At 56.0% G+C, this 18,146-nt stretch carries 19 protein-coding genes and 2 pseudogenes; 8 read left to right on the forward strand and 13 right to left on the reverse strand.

Annotated features, from left to right (window positions below; translation table 11 throughout):
• Together M5B96_RS31725 and M5B96_RS31730 are read left to right on the forward strand one after the other, a co-directional pair.
• A pseudogene (locus M5B96_RS31725) lies at positions 1-232 on the forward strand (hypothetical protein); the annotation flags it as partial.
• Positions 233-518: 286 nt separating this feature from the next.
• A complete protein-coding gene (locus M5B96_RS31730) occupies positions 519-1,346 on the forward strand; it encodes a hypothetical protein (protein ID WP_248801050.1) in 828 nt (275 codons plus the stop codon).
• A 589-nt stretch (positions 1,347-1,935) separates the two neighbouring features.
• On the opposite strand, the gene M5B96_RS32950 is transcribed toward M5B96_RS31730, so the two are convergent.
• The 5 genes from M5B96_RS32950 to M5B96_RS31755 form a co-directional block, all read right to left on the reverse strand.
• Complete coding sequence (locus M5B96_RS32950; RefSeq protein ID WP_412548676.1) at positions 1,936-2,580, reverse strand: DUF6896 domain-containing protein; 645 nt, start codon at positions 2,578-2,580, stop codon at positions 1,936-1,938.
• Between the two features lie 55 nt (positions 2,581-2,635).
• Entirely contained in the window at positions 2,636-2,998 is a 363-nt protein-coding gene (locus tag M5B96_RS31740; RefSeq protein ID WP_248801052.1) for a MerR family transcriptional regulator, read from the reverse strand.
• A gap of 53 nt (positions 2,999-3,051) precedes the next feature.
• Positions 3,052-3,627, reverse strand: coding sequence for an NAD(P)H-dependent oxidoreductase (locus tag M5B96_RS31745; protein WP_248801054.1), 576 nt, complete (start codon positions 3,625-3,627; stop codon positions 3,052-3,054).
• A 234-nt stretch (positions 3,628-3,861) separates the two neighbouring features.
• Positions 3,862-4,188: a hypothetical protein gene (locus M5B96_RS31750; RefSeq protein ID WP_248801056.1), complete on the reverse strand. Its 327-nt coding sequence runs from the start codon at positions 4,186-4,188 to the stop codon at positions 3,862-3,864.
• Positions 4,189-4,424: 236 nt separating this feature from the next.
• Positions 4,425-4,910, reverse strand: a complete 486-nt coding sequence (locus M5B96_RS31755; protein ID WP_248801058.1) for a hypothetical protein — start codon at positions 4,908-4,910, stop codon at positions 4,425-4,427.
• A 350-nt stretch (positions 4,911-5,260) separates the two neighbouring features.
• Between M5B96_RS31755 and M5B96_RS31760 the strand changes: the two genes are divergently transcribed.
• Together M5B96_RS31760 and M5B96_RS31765 are read left to right on the forward strand one after the other, a co-directional pair.
• Positions 5,261-5,494 carry a hypothetical protein gene (locus M5B96_RS31760; protein WP_248801060.1) on the forward strand — a complete coding sequence of 78 codons (234 nt, stop codon included), beginning with the start codon at positions 5,261-5,263 and terminating at the stop codon, positions 5,492-5,494.
• 90 nt (positions 5,495-5,584) lie between these two features.
• Entirely contained in the window at positions 5,585-6,328 is a 744-nt protein-coding gene (locus M5B96_RS31765) for a hypothetical protein (protein ID WP_248801061.1), read from the forward strand.
• 338 nt (positions 6,329-6,666) lie between these two features.
• On the opposite strand, the gene umuC is transcribed toward M5B96_RS31765, so the two are convergent.
• Complete coding sequence (umuC, locus tag M5B96_RS31770) at positions 6,667-7,947, reverse strand: translesion error-prone DNA polymerase V subunit UmuC (RefSeq protein WP_248801080.1); 1,281 nt, start codon at positions 7,945-7,947, stop codon at positions 6,667-6,669.
• Positions 7,943-8,371, reverse strand: coding sequence for a LexA family protein (locus M5B96_RS31775; protein ID WP_248801062.1), 429 nt, complete (start codon positions 8,369-8,371; stop codon positions 7,943-7,945). Before M5B96_RS31775 ends, umuC begins: the two co-directional genes overlap by 5 nt.
• Before the next feature lie 103 nt (positions 8,372-8,474).
• Here M5B96_RS31775 and M5B96_RS31780 point away from each other — a divergent pair, with 103 nt between their 5' ends.
• From M5B96_RS31780 to M5B96_RS31795, 4 genes are all read left to right on the forward strand, one after another.
• Positions 8,475-9,164 (forward strand): SOS response-associated peptidase family protein, encoded by a 690-nt coding sequence (locus tag M5B96_RS31780; protein ID WP_248801063.1) that lies wholly within the window; start codon positions 8,475-8,477, stop codon positions 9,162-9,164.
• Between the two features lie 146 nt (positions 9,165-9,310).
• The gene (locus tag M5B96_RS31785; protein ID WP_248801064.1) at positions 9,311-10,663 is read left to right on the forward strand and encodes an acyltransferase; all 1,353 of its coding nucleotides are present in this window, start codon (positions 9,311-9,313) and stop codon (positions 10,661-10,663) included.
• A 12-nt stretch (positions 10,664-10,675) separates the two neighbouring features.
• On the forward strand, positions 10,676-11,593 hold the full coding sequence (locus M5B96_RS31790) for a DMT family transporter (RefSeq protein WP_248747281.1): 918 nt from the start codon (positions 10,676-10,678) through the stop codon (positions 11,591-11,593).
• Positions 11,593-12,486, forward strand: coding sequence for a hypothetical protein (locus M5B96_RS31795; RefSeq protein ID WP_248801065.1), 894 nt, complete (start codon positions 11,593-11,595; stop codon positions 12,484-12,486). The genes M5B96_RS31790 and M5B96_RS31795 overlap by 1 nt, the downstream gene beginning before the upstream one ends.
• A gap of 39 nt (positions 12,487-12,525) precedes the next feature.
• On the opposite strand, the gene M5B96_RS31800 is transcribed toward M5B96_RS31795, so the two are convergent.
• From M5B96_RS31800 to M5B96_RS31830, 6 genes and pseudogenes are all read right to left on the reverse strand, one after another.
• Complete coding sequence (locus M5B96_RS31800; protein WP_248801066.1) at positions 12,526-13,434, reverse strand: LysR family transcriptional regulator; 909 nt, start codon at positions 13,432-13,434, stop codon at positions 12,526-12,528.
• Between the two features lie 216 nt (positions 13,435-13,650).
• Positions 13,651-14,281, reverse strand: a pseudogene (locus M5B96_RS32955) (DNA/RNA non-specific endonuclease).
• Between the two features lie 513 nt (positions 14,282-14,794).
• On the reverse strand, positions 14,795-15,202 hold the full coding sequence (locus M5B96_RS31815; protein WP_248801069.1) for a single-stranded DNA-binding protein: 408 nt from the start codon (positions 15,200-15,202) through the stop codon (positions 14,795-14,797).
• 2 nt (positions 15,203-15,204) lie between these two features.
• The gene (locus M5B96_RS31820; RefSeq protein WP_248801071.1) at positions 15,205-15,777 is read right to left on the reverse strand and encodes a DUF3158 family protein; all 573 of its coding nucleotides are present in this window, start codon (positions 15,775-15,777) and stop codon (positions 15,205-15,207) included.
• On the reverse strand, positions 15,774-16,595 hold the full coding sequence (locus tag M5B96_RS31825) for a PFL_4669 family integrating conjugative element protein (protein WP_248801073.1): 822 nt from the start codon (positions 16,593-16,595) through the stop codon (positions 15,774-15,776). Before M5B96_RS31825 ends, M5B96_RS31820 begins: the two co-directional genes overlap by 4 nt.
• 217 nt (positions 16,596-16,812) lie before the next feature.
• On the reverse strand, positions 16,813-17,979 hold the full coding sequence (locus M5B96_RS31830) for a hypothetical protein (RefSeq protein ID WP_248801075.1): 1,167 nt from the start codon (positions 17,977-17,979) through the stop codon (positions 16,813-16,815).
• Positions 17,980-18,146: the final 167 nt, after the last annotated feature.

The following is an 18,146-nucleotide window of genomic DNA, read 5'->3' on the forward strand; positions in this document are numbered from 1 at the left end:
CCGGTGTGGTTCAAGCTACGAGAGTCGGCTGTTGGATCTGTTGCACGCCGTGAGCAAAGCCCACCACCGGCAGCCGGACGCTCGGCAGGTTCACTTCGGGCTCTACCAGCGACTGCACACAGGACGGAGTACGAAACAGTCCTCCCTGGAGCTGACACTCAACCTGGTGGAGACAGACCCGGAGACGCCGTATCTGCTCCTGTCACTCAAGGACGAGCGGGTTGATTCATAACCTGGAATCGGCCTACAGCAACACCTCACTCAAGCCCGACGCAGTCGGGCTTTTTTATGTCAGCGGTAAGCGTCTATGACGACATTCTGCCCAATCCGCGCAGTGACTGTCTGTTGACCAGATCAGAAAGATTACACAGGTGTTGGCTATACCGCCCGTTCCTGGCCAACGGGTAATACTGTCAATTGCTGTCTATTCTTTCGGCCGAAACCCGTGGGAGTTCCCTGCGAGCGCCCCGATTCATCCGCAGCCCTGACGACCAAACAGAAACAGCCAAGGAGGCAGTATGCTCGCTCGCGTCTCGACCGAACTCCACACCCGAGAGGAGCTCAATGCAAAGGGGGCAGCCCCCATGGACTGCGGGATCACCTCTCCACCAACGCATGTACTGAGCCCCAAGTTCAACATTGTCTGTCAGCAAAGACCCTACAGAGGCTGGTCAGCTCATGTGCAAATCCTGCAAGCCGCCTACGAGGGAGATAACGAAGCCTACCATCTGGCACCGGGCCTTTATGCCACTGGCTTAATGATGTCCGGCGGTCACACGACTGACTACATAGAGGAACCAGGTAATCGGCAGATTTTCGTGGAGATCGATGCAGCGGTATCTTTGGATGGACGAGATGCCGAGCAAGAGCACTGCCAGGATATCCTGCACGCCTACGATATTACGTTGAAAGCCATGCAAGATGCCGTGAACAGAGCCAAGGCTGGAGGGCCCTATCACGGGGATAAACGCGATCAGGTCGTGCGCGCCGCCAAGAACGCCATACTCACAGGCCTACATCCGAAGCTTCAAGAAATCGTGCGCACGTGCGTGATCGACAACTGGGGTGTAAATATCTCAGAGTTCGACACCAAGCTGCGGAAACTCTACTTGGCCACCTGCGACCTCACTCAACAGCGCGACGCCAAGAACTGGCACACCCTCGCACCGGACTTTGGTCACGAGTCTGGGAGTCTTCGGTCATGGGCAGAATATGCCAGCGCAAAGCTGATGCCTTCTGGCCTGCACGCCATCATGCTAGGAGAGGTCAAGGACATCCGAAAACTTCTGCGAGGCCCAGATTTTTCTGTCAACGCAATGTCCAGTCAACAATTGATCAAACTCTAAAGGCCAATCTTTCAGGCGAGCAGCTCACCTGCCCTGTCGATCTGCTGACCAGCCCCTGGCTCGAAATAGCCACCCACAGCTGTCCCGTTCAACCAGCAGGATCGAACACAGGGTCAGTGACGATCACGGCCTTTCACCGAAGCCGGCAACTTCAGCGACCAGCAAGAGTTCTCTGCTCCCCTTGAGTGAAGTTTCCTAGGACATCCTGACCGCTTGTTTGAGCCGGATGTCGCGGATAGTCTTGCTCCGTCGTCACGCAGTTGATGATACGGACGTGCAAGTCCGGTCATATCGGTGTTCACGCGCCCTCAAACAAGCGGTGTCGGCAGGCAATTCCATGCCTGCGACTTCTGCTTTATGGTGGCCGTGCGCAGGAGACTTTCGAGTCTGCCGGGGTCCGATATGCCCGGTCTTGCACACCTGCGTATGGCTGCCACCCTAATTCGTGTACAACCTCAGTCCGGACGCTGGCTCAAAACCAGCCCTGTCACCGTGCGGCATGATCATCAGCCCATCCCTGGGATTCAGGAAGATGCGCTGGCCAGCGTCTACTCGATGCGGCGATCCGCTGCGGCCAGAGCTTCGAACGTTACCTGATCCGAAAAACACGGGAAATAACGGCACCGGCCTTTTCGGCATCGGCCTCATACAGTCCCTGGAGAACGGCCTGGTCAGTGAGTTGATGCAGACGAAAATAGTTGTAGAACGCCTGGCCCAGTCGCTGCTGATCAAACGCTCCTTGCGCCCATAGGTCGAGAAACTCGTCGTATCTGGCGCTCTCGATTTCCAACTGCGGTGTACTGCCCTTGCATACGTCCACCGAGGGTGAATGAGCGGCGTCTGCAAGGTAGTAAAGGATGTACCCCGAGTACACCAGAGAGCCTGCTGCCACCTCCTCTTTGAAACACACCTTGAGTGCGTCCTCGGTGGCAAAGCCGTATCCCGGCAATCTGGAATCAGCAAAACCGGCGAGACGCCATACGTCGAACCCGGCGATCTCACCTTGATCCCCAAAGTCAAAGTCTACTGCGCCCGTGGAGAGGCTCACCGCGCAGCCGTAGCCATGCTTGTAGTACTGAATCCCACCCTCGAGCACACCACGGTTGGGAATGTCAGTTCCAACCCAGTCCGTGCAAGTGGAAGGCATAGGGATACCAGATCGTTGCATGAGCTCCACGGCCGTTCGGACGCTGGCCTGGTAGTCAGAAATCAAACGGGCAAGGTGGTTGTTCATGAAGCCTCGGAGTGTAGGGAAGCAGGCCACTCTCGCGGGATAGAAAACGGACATGTCACACAGGGCACAACTGGCGGTTTCTGGTCAGCTCGCCCTCGAACCATTCAAGCTGCACGCACTGTGTTTCAAGAGCCTGAATCTGCATCTTCAACGCCTGTTTTTTGGTCGCCAGTGCTTGTTGAGCGGTGCCCCAGGGAAAGCTCGCGGTCCACTGCGCCGGCATCAAGGCTTGCAATTCCTTGAGTTTGAAACCCAACTGTTGGGCGCACTTGATGAACATCAGCAACTCGACACTTTGCTCATCGTAGAGGCGATAACGACCTTGGCGTCGCGCGGCGGGTAGCAGGCCAATGGCCTCGTAGTGACGGATGGTTTTTACCGTCGTACCTGACAGTTGAGCCGCTTTACCGATGTACATGAACAGTCCATTGATGATGTGCAGAGCACCGAAATTACCTGAAATTCCGCCCCCTAGCGACGGGCAATGGCCCGTGCTTGCGCCAACCAGCGTTCCCGCTGCTCAGGCCGGGACTTGATCAGCGGGCCGAAGGTGATGGCTTTCACGGGCTTGATGCCACAGAACTCCAAGGTGGTCTTGCGCATTTGATGCACGCCAGGCATGCGATAGACCCAGCGGTAATACCAAGGTGGCGTATCGAGGGTAACCAACAGTTCGGCGCTACGGCCCTTGAGCAGTTGCTCCGGAAACGGAGAGTTCTGTCGGTACTTGAAGGCAAAGCCGGGCAGTAGTACCCGATCCAGAAAGCCCTTCAAGAGTGCCGGGATGCCGCCCCACCAAATCGGGTAGATGAACACCAGGTGTTGCGCCCAGGCAATGTCGGCCTGGGCCTGCAGAAGGTCTGGCTCTAGTGGTTGTGTCAGATGATAGCCGTCGTGCAGCACCGGGTTGAAGCGTTGCTCGCCCAACCGCAACAGGCGTACTTCGTGACCTGCCTGGAAAGACGATTCAAGGTACGCATCGGCCAGCGCCGAGCAGAAACTGTTCGCTGAAGGGTGGCCGAGAACGACCAGGGTGCGCTTGCTCATGTGGGGCTCCAGAGGGAATGAGCCCTCAGGGTAAAGTCTGCCCCTGGCAGGAGAGTCAAGCCCTCGATATTGCTTGGCTCATGAGAGGTGCATCATCGGGCTGATGTCGCGGGCGTGTTCTGGGTGCCAACGAGCCACTCGGAGCCGCCCAGCTCGAACGGGTCGAGCGAGATACAACCACACGTGGGAATGCCCCAGCCGGCGCTAGCTGTCCGGCGCGCTGGATCACAAACGCTAGATGGGCTTGATCGACACCAACTCGAAATACCGGAACTTCTTCTTTTTGGCCTCGGCCTTGGCCTCTTGCTCAGCGATGAAGGTGCTCAGGGTATTGGCATCATAGGTCAGCACCTCGACGTCACCGCCAAACTGCTTGGTAGCGCGCAGTGTGACTCGCAGCTTTGGGGAGAGTGCTTTGACAACACGTCGAGGCTTGGGGGTTGGCGCTGGAGGGGGTACGAACGTTGGCTCAGGTTCTGGCGCCGGTACCGGATCGGTGCTTGGGTTGGAGGGACCAAACAGCGCCAAACGCATCTCCTCCTCGCTCAGTTCATTACTCATTGTGAACGTCTCATCACTACTTACTTAGGAGGCTAATGGATTTTATCAGTTTTGGCCGTGGAATGCTGTAATCGGTGTAAATCTGCATAGCGTCGTTCGTTTCGAGCAGAAGGGAGTCCTCATATCTGGCGGCTTTGAGTCAGCTTCAGTTACTCGTGACTACCCCCTATCGACCCGTACGGATATTATGATCGTACATGAGAGCTGTCGGATAAGTAGATCAAGCACCCGATACGTTAGCAGTGCTTGATCAGAAGTTGTTGATGATAGGCGCTTTCCCTGATCACTTTTGGATAGCCCTCAACATTGGTCATCTCCTTGAAGGCTTGCAAAAAGCTGCCTTCCTCATAGTGAATTTGACAGGAAGCCAAATCGAATACTTGCCGTAATAACGACTTTATCTGGGTAATTCGCTCCCCGGAAACGCTGATGGCAACTGCGATAATATCCAACTGATCTGTCAGGCCTCGGTACAAGTCGAAGATCAGCGTATTCTCTGGCTGGGCCTTATTGATGAAGGCGTGAACGTCACCTTGCCCAATCGGAGTCCCGTCGAAATAAACATCATACAGCGCCGTTATCTCAACCTCATCGAATCCCAACAACTCGATCGCCCGCCTCCAGTCGTCCAGTAGAACGGGGACGTCGTCATCCGGCCAATGGAACAGATCCGTAAGGGATATTACCAAGCGAAACTGACGACTATCGATGAGCATCTTCACCTCAGCACTTCTCGAACACGGGGATAGCGTAACTTAATCAGACGGTGACGTATCGGGTCAAGCAGGTGCACGGGCGAGTCAGTCTGCCAAGATCGCGTGATCGGTTCCGGGGGAATTCATGATGACTCTGGGTCATGACGCAAAACCTAAAGCGACGGTAGCGAGGCTCTTCCCAGAATTCGCCGGCCGAGGACAGGACTCGTGGAGCTCTCTTGATGTACCATCAAAAATCAGTCGCATAGGCAAAGTCGGGCAGGCGTCTGGGGGGCACTCTTGTGGACGCGTATGCAGGCATCTACTCCGTGTCGTCGGAAATCATTCATGGCTCAGTGTACAGCATGAGCTATTTCATGAGTGCTCACAGAGGGCAGGAGCAAACCGTTGAGGCATTCCAGTTAGAGACCGAGGAGCAAATGGTCGACATATTGTCAGCAGTTGGGCATGCCGCCAGCAGCTTTATTTCCGCCTTTGAAAATACTCACCATTTCGGCCCCCTGGTTCTAGAGGAGCATGAAATATTCAAGCGGTTGTTCAAGACTACAACCGGTGATGAATGGGCCGGAGGGGAATTATCAGGGGCGTAGGTTACAACCGTTCTAAACGTCGGCCATGGGACTTTAGGGCGCGCCGAGCAAATAACAGACCACTACACAAAATACTGAGACTGCATATAAATGCTAACTTCACCTCGCAAAATCTGGCGCCTGCTACGCGCCACCAAAGTTACTACCTACATTCTTTTAATGCTTGGCCCCATGTTTATCCGCCCCTTGGCCTTTATCAGACATCCACACCAGTCCCAACCTGCGTACGCAAAACTGCCGGGGCTTTGGGGCACACCATTGGCGGTGGCTGGCGTCTGCGCGGCTGCGGCTCAGTCGATCTACCAGTGGATGTTCTGGAGAGAAATGGACAAGCCCTCTCCTGCAAAACCTCCCGCCGATTTGCTACTGCAACTGCACAAAACCGAAGGCAGATACTTTTGGATGGTATTTGCCCTGACGGCCTTGCTGGTATATGCCCTAGCTAGCCTACGTTGGGGCTATCACTATGGCGCCATCCATGTGATACGCAAATGGCGCCCCGAGCTAAGCAAGCCACCGCTGAAATATTTTGTGGTTACCACGGCAGCGTGGGGACTATGGCTGAGCCTCTACATCACAGGTATAGTGTATGGCTTATGGAACTGGAAAACTCAGGGCGATGTTGGTGAGTTCTTCAACACCTATGTTCAAACGCATCAGGTCGGTGCTCTGGTCGCAGTGTTAATTATCGGCTCTGCCATGAAGCTTGCCGGACGCAATAGCGAACTGGGTATGAAGGCCCTATACGGTGGATCGAAGTGGCTAAGCATGTTGGTGGATGTAATAGGTATTGGTGTGATGGTGTTATTGATGCTTTTTGTGACACGACTATAGTTACCCACTATACGACTATGTGGTAACCGCCCCGCTTTGAACCATTTGCCGAAAGAGCTACTAATCGAGTTAACCTGTGTAGACGTCTCCCGCAAACACCAATGGTGTATGTGAGGAGCGGGCGAAAGTACATCGTCAGAATCACGGGTAGTCGTCCCTGGTGGGAGTAAAGATGAGCTTGATGAGGGGCCGATGCTGCCTGTCACGAAATAGGCAGCCTGGCACCGTCTACGACGGCACGCGATCAACGCCTGACTAGGCGCCATGTTCCGTATTGCCTCCTGCTTCGCTTAACGACACCGGCAGCCCAGGTAACACGGCTCAAGTGAGTCCAGCACTCAGCAACATGACACCCGCCACAGCTGATCCAGCCGCGTGGTGAAGCTGCGACTCATCATCTCCCGGCGCATGCCCCACTCGGGGTTCAGCGGGACGCTGGCTGCACGTAGTGTTCCCCTGCCCCATCGGTTGTTGATCTGGTCCAGGACGGTCATCACTTTGGAGGTGTTGGCGGGTTGAGAGGCAGCGAACAGGTCATCGGTGTACTCGCCCGGCTGACAGAGATTGAGCAGTAGGACCTCGGCCTTGCTGTACTTGAAGCCGGGCCGAAAGAGTTGGTCGAGGGCGTCCACCGCCATTTTCGTGAGCAGGCGCACGTCGTCCGTGGGGTATGGCAGATCGATCACCACCCCATTGGCGTACTTGGCCTCCTCCGGGTTGAACATCCCTGTCCGAATGCTCACCCGGATCTTCTTGCACAGCGACTGCTGAGCCCTGAGCTTTTCCGAAGCCCGCATCATGTAGGTGGCCACGGCCTCTTTGATCGATGGCAGTTCCTTCAGCCGCCTGCCGAACATCCGGCTGCAGCAGATCTCCTGCTTGGGCGCGTCGGGCTCATCCAGCTCCAGGCACGGCGTCCCTGCCAGCTCACGGGCGGTCTTTTCGATCACCACGCTGAAGTGCTTGCGCAGCACCCAAGGATCGGCCTGTGAGAGCTGCCAAGCGGTTCTGATGCCCATTCCTTCCAAGTGCGCCGTCATCTTTCGGCCAATGCCCCAGACGTCCGAGACGTCGCAGGCCTTGAGCAACTTTTCTCGGCGGTTGGGTGCCCGGACATCCAGAACACCGCCCAACTGCGCCTGCCACTTCTTCGCGCCGTGGTTGGCCAGTTTGCTGAGGGTCTTGGTACCGGCAATACCCACCCCCACCGGAATGCCGGTACTCCTGAGCACCTGGGCGCGTATACGGCGTCCCAGCAGCTCCAGGTCCTCAGTCATACCGGTGAGCTCGGCAAACGCCTCATCGATGCTGTAGACCTCCAGGGCCGGCACCATGGACTCGATCACAGTCATGACCCGCTGGCTCATGTCTCCGTACAGCGCATAGTTCGAGGAGAACGGCACGATGCAGTGCTGACGAAGCTTGTCCCGGATCTGGAAATACGGCTCGCCCATCTTGATGTGCGGCTTGGCATCCGCGGAGCGGGCAATTACACAACCATCGTTGTTGCTCAGCACCACGATGGGTGTATGGGCGAGGTCCGGACGAAACACCCGCTCGCAGCTGGCATAGAAGCTGTTGCAGTCGATCAGTGCGAAGACCGGCTCAGGGGGGTTAATGGGCATGACTGCGCACACTGAAGGTAATTACCCCCCAGATCGACAGCTCATCGCCTTCCATGACGTAACGGGACGGGTACCGGGGGTTCTCCGATTTCAGTATGACCTCGGGCCCCTGTTTGCATAGCCGCTTGCAGACCGGGTCGTTGTTCAGCAGTGCAACGACGATGTGCCCGTGCAGCGGCTCCATAGACCGGTCCACGACGGCCAGGTCGCCGTCGAAAATCCCAGCGCCCTGCATGCTGTCCCCTTCAATCGACACCAGGTACACATGGGGTGCTCGTATGTTCAAAAGCTCGTCCAGTGAGATCTGTTGCTCGATATGGTCTGCGGCCGGCGACGGGAAACCCGCCGGCACCTTGAAGGAACACAGAGGCAGCGCGACGCCGCCTTCTGCGAGAGGGCCTAGAATGGTAAAACTCATGACGCACGACTTCCGAAATACCTGTACGAATATACAGTTAACGTTGTAGGAGCCTTGCGGTCAATTCCATTGAGGGGGATTGCGACAAGCGGAGGTGGTCAGCATGTGCGGACGATTTGCGCAGTACCAGGGCATGGCGGACTACCTACGCGAGCTTGAGGCCGAGCAAGACGTCATCAGCGGCTACGACAATGAACCCATCGCCCGCTACAACATCGCCCCTACCACCCGGGTGTTGATCCTGCACAGCGTTGAGGAAGGTCTGCGGATCGATCCCGTTCATTGGGGCTGGGCGCCCTTCTGGGCCAAGGGCAAACGACCTGATCCCATCAATGCCCGCGTCGAGACGGTCACCACCGGCAAGTTCTTCAAACAGCTCTGGCCGAAAGGACGAGCCCTGGTGGTGGCCGACGGTTGGTACGAGTGGGTGAAAGATCCCAGTGACCCGAAGAAGAAGCAACCGTACTTCATTCGGCTGAAGAGCCAGGCGCCGATGTTCTTCGCTGCCCTGGCCCAGGTTCACCCCGGGATTGAACCCCACGAGGGCGATGGCTTTGTCATCATCACCGCCGCCAGCGACCGGGGCATGGTCGACATTCACGATCGACGACCGCTAGTGCTGGCGCCGGAACACGCCCGGGAATGGATCGACCCTGAACTCTCGCCAGCACGCGCAGAAGACATCGCGAATAACCTTTGCCTTCCAGTCGATGCGTTCGAGTGGTACCCCGTGGGCACTGCGGTAGGGAATGTCAGAAACCAAGGAGCAGAGCTGATACTGCCCATAGGGTAAGGGCAGTCCCCCCATGCCCAATCATTCGTTTTCTTCGAATTGACCCAGCAAAATAACTCGATATTCGTGCTGCCAACGCCTTCGTAAGCTTCCCTCACCGAGCACAACGCTCGGTTTATGGGTTTGAAAGCTGAAGGAATATTGAAGTGTTTGACCGTTATCTGGATAAAAGTGTAACGCTGACTCCCACTGCTATCCCCGACCAGGGTGGCACCCTGGGTGCACTCGAGTGGGCCTTGTCCAGCCCGCAGGAAAATCGCCCTATTCCGCTGTATGTGAATGCACTGCGTCAACTGCGCAAGGCGTCACAAGGCATCAGCGGACATCGGGACGAAATCCAGTTTTCTAGAACGGTCCAGTCCCGGCTTTCTGATCTGTCGAACGAGCTTGGCCTACACGAGACCCATTTCCAAATCATTAACGACGGCGACCCATTGATCGTGAAGGAAGCCGCCGGTGAGCATTTGATCTCACCCACTCACTTCGAAAATGGCGCCTACTTCAGCCATCCTCACGCCGACCATCAGTTGGATTACGGCGCACAGCAACTGCCAAAAATCCAAGTGGGCAGATACGTCCGATTCGGTCGCAACGCGGCCATAAACGCGGGAGGCGATGTTCGCATCGGCGATGGCGCCTGGCTGTCGCCAGGATCGCAGTTGCTGCGCCAAGACCATGATCCTTACGGCCGGCTCTCGATCGGCTCCAGAACCGTTGCCATGACACGCTTGCCCCCCGTGCGGCTCTGCGATTACGCCTGGGTCGGTCGGGAAGCAATTGTTGGCTGGAACGCAGACTACTTGGGCAAAGGCAGCATCGTTGGTCTGCGCAGCTTCGTGAACAGTTGGGTTGGTGACTACTCGATTGTTGGCGACCAAGGAAAAATTCTTCAGTACCTACCCTATAAGTCCTGGCTGATGGAAAGCTTTCAGCCAACCGTGGAACAAACACTCCAGATCAGTGACTGGGAGGTGGTCAATGCAGACTGGTTGATCGCCTATCGCGATGAAGAACCTTTGGACTGCGAAACACCTACCGAGCTCAAGGCAGTGCTCAAAGAGCTTGCTGGCCAAGCCTGCGCCCTGTTGGTCGGGCCTGATGCCCAAAGGATGGCCCCCTGGTTCGCAGATCGAGCCACCGACATCATCAGTGACTCGCGTGTTGGTTTTGCCAGACTTTTGCAGTGGGCTCAGGATGCTGGGCAACGACGCCTGCGGGTACGCGCGGACCTCAATGCGGATGCACTGCCCTTCGTCACCGGAGGTCACTACCACTATCGCCGAAAGCTGGGCTATGGCGTCGTCGTGGTAAGCGCTGTCGAAGGTCAACCACCCACCACTGTGGTTGAGGAAGCCCTCAGAGTCTGCGCCCCTGGAGGCCTACTCCTCTATCCACTGACAGCATTGAACATCCTTGGTGACTCGGCGTCTGCGCTATTCATTCGCCGCGCAGACATCAAGCTCGGTCATCTGGAATTCGCCTGCCTGGAAAAGGTGTAAAGGAGACAACCCATGCCGTATCTTTATCTCTCCCTCGCTGCCGTCTTTTGGGGTGGCAACTATGTCGTTGGCAAGTTGATGGTCATCGACATCGATCCTGTTCTCCTGTCGCAAGCTCGATGGCTGCTGACCAGTGCGTTGCTACTGATCATTAATTATCGACCTCTGACCCGATCAATGGGGGCGATTCGTCAGTCCTGGAAAACGCTGACGATGCTCGCAATCTGCGGCCAGGTGTTGTTCCCGCTGACCCTGTACATAGGGCTGCAGTACACCACGTCGTTGAACGCTGCCATCTATCTCTCGGCAACACCATGCTTGGTACTGTCAATCAATCGCTTTGTATTCGGCGACCACATATCGCGTGGCAACTGGCTTGGCGTCGTAGCCAGTACGTTAGGCGTCATATGGCTGGTTACCATGGGCCACCTCTCGGACCTACGCTTCCTCAAGCAATTCAACAAGGGTGACCTATGGACCATGCTGTCGGCTGCCAGTTGGGCAATGTACTGCGCCTTTCTGCGGACAAAGCCCAAGACAATTCCTGGCGGCGCCTTTGTCACCTACTCCGCACTGGTTGGCACTTTACTGCTGATCCCCTTCACGCTCGTGACGATATACCTAACACCAGACAGCCTTCACACGATGCTGAATGGCACCGTCAGCTTATGGGGGCTGGCGTACCTGGTCATCTTTCCATCATGGCTGTCTTACCTGTTCTGGAACCGCGGCATCGCTGAAATCGGAGCAACACGTGGGGAGATTTTTACGCATATCGTCCCATTGTCCGGGGGCATCCTGAGCATCATTTTCCTGGGCACGCCACTCCATGCCTACCACTGGGTGAGCCTGCTGCTTATCGCCGTCGGCGTTGTGATGTGCTCGGCCAAACCCAAGCCGAAACTGATGAGCAAGGTAGAGACTGCCTGATGAACAAATTAATAGAACGGGTGGACGATAACGGAGTTCGCAGGATCAGCATTGCGCAAGGAAGTGCGGCTGCGTATGGGTATCGCACGCTCAACGGCTTCGATAGCGGGCTCGACCTCATGCTGCAAAAGATTGCCAGCGGACTGGATTTCGAAACATTCAGTGAGCGCCTGGCATTCGACGCTCAATTGAGTCCCCTGTGCCCTAACACCCGTCCCGTTATCCCACTAAAGCCAAGCGAGCCAAGGGATTGCTGTGTCAGTGGGTTTGGATACACGCACACCCACGTCAATGCAGTGAAGGCCCCTACTCGTGAGGCGCCGGACTGGTACTACAAAGGGAACGGTAACAGTTTGGTGGTTGCACAGGAGATCGTGACGACACCGTTTCACGCCTGCAGCGCAGGCTTCGAGGTCGAGTACATCTGCGTCTATGTCATCGACCACCTTCGCAACCCCAGGTACTGCGGCTATACACTGGCTTTCGACTTTTCGGACCCGGATCTGCGTCATCGACATCCCAGCCTGGCGGGCTTGTCAAAGCTGCGTCAAACAGTGGTGTGCCCCGAATTGGTCCTTGGCGACCTTCCGCAACAGACCACCGTTAGCAGCTCGGTCATCAGAAAGGGAGAAGTCGCCTGGAAGAAGTCTTCGCAGCTAGGCTCAGCTCAATTGAACATCAGCAAACCCGAACTGGAAACGATGCTGTTCCAACATGACACGTTATGCGAACCGGGGACCGTCCATTTCGTTCTTTTGGGCGCCGCGATCAGCAGCGATCGCGACGGTTTTCAACTCAAGGACGGGGATTTGATTACTGCCTGTTCAGATCTGGATTCACTTGAGATCAGCGTAAGCTATGAGGACGAAGCAGTACGTTGCTCCTGTAACTAATAGGTCCATCCGCACATAGCTGAGCACGATGAGCCATGGTTAGCCGTGGCTCATCTCCACTCGCTGCCCAACCGTCGACCTAACCTCACATGTCTCACTTTCAAGAATCCATTCGGTAAGCCGCCTTGCAGCAGATCCAAGTGACGCATCTAGAAAGACCATTTCAGTATTGAACGTCGCATAGGGGGCCGTCAGTTCCAGGCTAAGCACTTTGTGGGTAGGGGCAAAAACTTCAACCAGTGCTTGGGGCACCAGTGAGACACCTGCGCCATTCGCTACCTGAGAGAACAACAACGAGTAGGAGCCGCACTCAACGATCCGATCAGGTGTAGCACGATGAAGCGTCAGCAACTCTTTAAGGTTGCGTTGCGAGGCACTCTGCCGGCTGTTGACCAAAAAGCTGCACCCATCCAAGGTATCCAGCGATACCGGAGCATGCGACTCGCCATAAATCAGCGTGAGTCGATCTTCGAACAATCCAAGCCGCGTCAAATGCCCAGGTGCGATTCCAGCGCCGACGATGGCGGCGTCACAAATACCCGACTCCAATGCGTCGATCAAATAGGTGGAGTTGCCCAAGGTAACATCGATATCCAACTCAATCGGATTGCTCATTATTCGCTGCAATAACGGCTGACGAGAAAGCGTGAAATTTTCGATCACCCCAAGGCGCAGCTTCTGAGGACCGCTGCCCTGCCCAAAACTAGCCTCGGCCTTCGCTACCCACTCAAGGATCTGAGAGGCATAGCCATACAGTTCGTTGCCTGCGGCCGTCACTACGATGCGACGTCCTGAACGCTCGAACAAGCGGGTGCCCAGCTTGGATTCCAGCGTCTTAATGCGGAATGAGATGCTTGATTGCACGCGGTTGAGCTTCAGCGCGGCCTGAGTGACACTGCCGTAATCGACAATAGCCTTGAAAGCTTCCAGCTCGGCGTTTTCCATCATGGAAAAATAGCTCCCGTTCCAATTTATCCTCGCAGCGTTTGCTGCCGAGCGATGATAGCTTTTTGCCCCTTTGCTAAAGATGAAGAATGCTCTATTCAGGTAACGAACTTTCGTTAAACGTTGTAGAGGGCTATGGACTCTCCTTTAACCAATCGTCAGAAGCAACGATCGGCCAAAAACGAACATCGTGGCAATTGCCCAATATCCCTACTAGATTCAGCTGAGATCACACCCACTCGGCTTAGGCCACGTGACCGCCGGCTTTTGCGCCTTCACACTGGCCGACACCGGGATATTCACGTTCTCTGCACCGACCTCGGCTTCGAGCTCATTGATGCCGCGGATATAGGCATCCAGATTGCCCAGGCCTGCCTGATTGGGAATGTACCAACTGATGGCTTGGGTCTCCCCGGCCGCATTCGTGGTGACGACGGTTTTCCAAAAATAGTCAGGCGTGCGAATGCCATGGGAAGCCACGAAGTAGTCATTCGACGGATCGCTGTACACCACCGTAGACGTGAACCGTCGCCAAATCCCGATAGCACTCGGCAACCTCCTCCGCCTGCTTCCAGATGCCGCGGTTGAAAGCGCCCACCTGCGGCACGATGTTGGTCATGTAGTTGGCACGACGAATGTAGGTCTCGTCGTAGTCCATATGATTGGAGGTCACAAGATGCCCCCGATCCCACCCGCTGACACTGGAGTAAGTCGCTGCACTGGACTGCTGGCCACAGCCACTGGGCAGATCCGGATCAAGGCGAAACGACGAAGGACGCGGCACCGACCCGGTATCGGCGGTCAGCACGTACTGATAACGCAACGCGGTGTGATTGGTGCAGTCATACATCAGCACAAAGCCCCCCCCTTGTCGAGCGTGACAATATTCGAGGTAACAGCGGCGGCAACGGGAACCGGCGACCGAAGCGTTTCATGCGTAGGGCTCTGACAGCCCGACATGACCAGGAAGGAGAAACACAGCGTACCCAGAAGTCGATTCGTGCGCATGACATGTCCTTATGACGTGAACTGAGGATAAAGCGCTGATTGTAGGTCACGACCAACCCAGCCTCTCTCCGTATCTATTGCGCGCTGTTTCATGCCCTTGTGTACCTTCCCGATGATCGCCCCCGACAAAAACAGCCTCCCCTTCGGCAATGCTCGGCGACCAGCAGAAGCGCAGAGTGACTCCAGTGGAAGTCACAAAGGGCAGTAGTTGCGACCAATACTGATTGGGGCAACCTTGCCACAAGACCGATGCCACGTACTCTCCAGCAGGCGAGCATCGATCAAACACAAGAACTGATCAAAGCAGCAGAGGCCCGTCCAAGGGCCTCTGCCGTGCAGCTCAAAGCCTCCGCCTTCATTCCGGCTCATCAGCCTCAGGAACAGGCAAAGGACGCTCCTGCACCGCCATGGCAATGCTCTCAACACGATGCGGCAAGATCCCCACGCGACTGGCCTGTACCTTCATCGCGCGGCATTCGACACCGTTGTCATCCTCCCACTTGTCCATAAGTATTCGCCCAGTGACCAGCACCCGCATCCCTTTGCAATAGAGCTCGGAATAGCGCTCAGCGTCCTTGTGCCAGACTTCGACACCGGCCCAGTACCCACCTCGATCCTCGTACTTGCCATCGTTTTTCGGAATCGGATTGTCGAAGTAAACATTCAACCGAAGCAGTCGGTAAGGCTCGTTGTTACCGTTGGAGATCTCCTTGAATTCAGGCTCCGTGCCGATGTTGCCCTCACCCCAAAAATTGCTGGCCATGGTCAGTTCCTCTCCGTGTAATGACTAACGTCTTGATCCATTCGCTGACGGTAAACCTCATCGGCAGCTTCTACTTTGCAAGCGCATAGGAAAGCCTGGCGACTGATGCTGTGGGTCAGGCTGATCTGCATGTTGATCACGATCCGCTGTAGCTCCAACGCATAGAGATCGGGCACCAGGTTGATGGACGTGCGCTCATCGCGAATCAACTCCGCCCACAGGTCCACGCCCATCTTGCTGCGGTCCACTCGACTCCAACGCAGGAACACCGTGCCCGCCCCCGTGGGCTGCCTCGTCAATCGAATGGGCAACAAGGTAAACGGATAACGTTCCGCTTGAGCCAGCACACCTTTGATGGCGAGCTCGATCAGACTGCCCGTCAGTTGACTGCACGCATCCCCGAATTCGACCAGCTCCCCCTTACCCTTAAAAGGCTTTAAAAGCCCTTTAAGGAAGGCTGTGTATTCCAATGCCTGGAAAGCAGTGTGTTGCAGTGGCTGGAAGGCAGTGTGTTTTGCACCATCCTCCGGCGCTACCGAGAGATCACCACCAAAAGCATCTCCTGAAATAGTCATGGCATCACCCTCCCAGGTACTCGGAGTCCATCACTTTTCTCAACCAAACCAGGCCCCGAAAACACCTGGTTCTCCCCAGCATTGTCCCCAACCTCAGCCTCATCCTCGATCTCGTCTTCAACGGCCTCTGGCGGCCTCTCATCGCTCACCCGACGCCGAATAATCTGAGGGGCAAATTCAGAGCGCCGAGTGCCCGCCAGCACATCCGCCGGCAACTCCCCAAACCGCTCCCGGGCTTCTCGCGCCGCGGCATTGTTGGCGATGAAATCCTCACGGGTTGCCCCGGAAAACTTGAACTGCTGAGCCAAGCTAAACAGGCTGCGCAACACATGCCCGCCCTCATTGATCCAACGTTCCATATCCCGGCGCCCGATCAATGCGATGTGGTGCCCCTGCAGCAACCGGCGAACGATGTTGTCGTAGTCGATCAGCAGGTATACGGCCAAGAAACCCAACGGAGTGTTGATGTGAAGCGGCAATGTAACCGGGTGAACATTGAGGTTGTCGCCAGCACGGATGGCAGCGGGCAGGCAGCCCATCTGCTCATCCAATTGATCCTTAATCAGGGTCAAGGCGTCTTTCGAATGCTCCAGCTTTTCGTGGATACGGATCATCCAGAAATCAGCGTAAGGATCATCCTGCTCAGCCCCGCGCTTGATCTTGTTCATCAAGCTGGAGAAGCCATTGAGGCCGATGATGCTGCTCTTCTCTTTGTCAGCGGACCTGCCTTGCCAAATGAAGGTCGCGTGGTAGGTGTGAAGCGTCAGTTCCATTGCACTGCGCAAAGGACCGAGCGTGAGCGGGAAGGGATTGGACATAGAACGCTCCTGATAGATTGAGGTCAGGGCTTCAGTGTCATCAGGAACAGGCCAGTCGTCAGTCGACAAACAGGTTTACGTATGATTGGTTTTAGCGTGTAAAAGTCGAGAAGCGAAGCCAGCGGGATTGAGGGTCAGGTAGGCGAACTGCGTACCAAATTCACCGAAAATACAGTGGCGCCTTGCCGGTATGATTCCAGTGGAATCACACGGACATTCACCCAGCAGGCCAATCTTCCTGGTATTCAGCAAGACGCCTAGCCAAACGTATGACCCGGAACAGCTTGATCAAGGCGATATCACTGAGACGCTCCATTCTCGAGACCGGCTGATTGTCGAACGGCAAACCACCCAGTAGTAATTGCCCAAGCTTGACCGCGAATCCGTCACTGGGCATTTCAAAGGGCAACGCCAGCTCAGCGTTTCCCCTAAGCGGCTCTGCCCCTAAGGCCAGTCCACAACCGTCACTCAATCCCTCCAAGAGTTTGAGGAGAATATGCGCCTGAGGCGTGAGCCCCTCTGGCAAGACAGCAAGCGAGTCATTTCCGCTGGCGGCCGGATGAACGCACAGATAACCGATACCCTGGTCCCACGCGCAGAAAAACTCAGGCGCCAGTGCCACCTCATCAGCGATGTCCCGCACCAAACCGAAAATCGCCTGGAGCAAACCCTCAGGATCATCGACAACACCTTCGAGGTCGCCATGATCCTGCACCCGATTTGGATCATCTGCTGGCATAACAACGAACGGTTCGGACATCGACTCGACACCGGGTATCGCATCACCATCACCACTGACCTGCAGCGGCCCAATCACTTCAGTGAATGGCACGCGTTGCGGTGTGATCGGGCCTATATGATCCAGGAGCCCTGCAGGCTGCGCCCCTGCTGTGAGCGTGAACGGCAGCTCATCAGAACGCTCCAATTCGTCAAAAGGCTCAGGCGAAACCACTTCTCTACCCCCCACAGAGTTGCCAGATGTCGGCATCTCTAACAGCCCAGGAGCGTGGTCAGTGGCCTGCCCTACCTGTCCGACCATCAATGGCGGCGATAACGATGGAGCGGTCAGGGAGAGCCCTAACGCGTGTTGTTGCGGCGGCTGGCGTTCAGGCTCGAGGAGGTCCAGTTTCAGCACGTTGTAATCCCGCCCCAGCAACTGCGCCATCTTGTGCAGCAACTCATCCTGGAAACGTTCGTAGTTGAAGTCCCCCTGGTCAAACAGGACAAGAGTCTTCTGGAACAGGGTCCTGTGATCCATCGCTTGCCCGGCTGCCCCCACGTGCTTCAACCAGGCTCTTTCACTCGAACGGCGTAGCGCGATCAGCTTTTCGATTTGGGGCTTACCCAAGCCTGCGTGCAACGTATTGGGAATGGCCGGCAGCAAAGTCCTGCATCTTGCTGATATGGGACCAAGAGCGTTTTCACGGCGAAGAAAAAACGGGATATCAGCGTGTTGATCAAATCTCCGTTGATGAGTGCAAGCCGGAGCTATTTGTCAACACGATGGGTCAGTTTTGTATCGGTACTGACAGCTATTGAAAGAGCCGCCTC

The organism is Pseudomonas sp. MWU13-2105 (assembly GCF_023242315.1).
Classification (GTDB): domain Bacteria; phylum Pseudomonadota; class Gammaproteobacteria; order Pseudomonadales; family Pseudomonadaceae; genus Aquipseudomonas.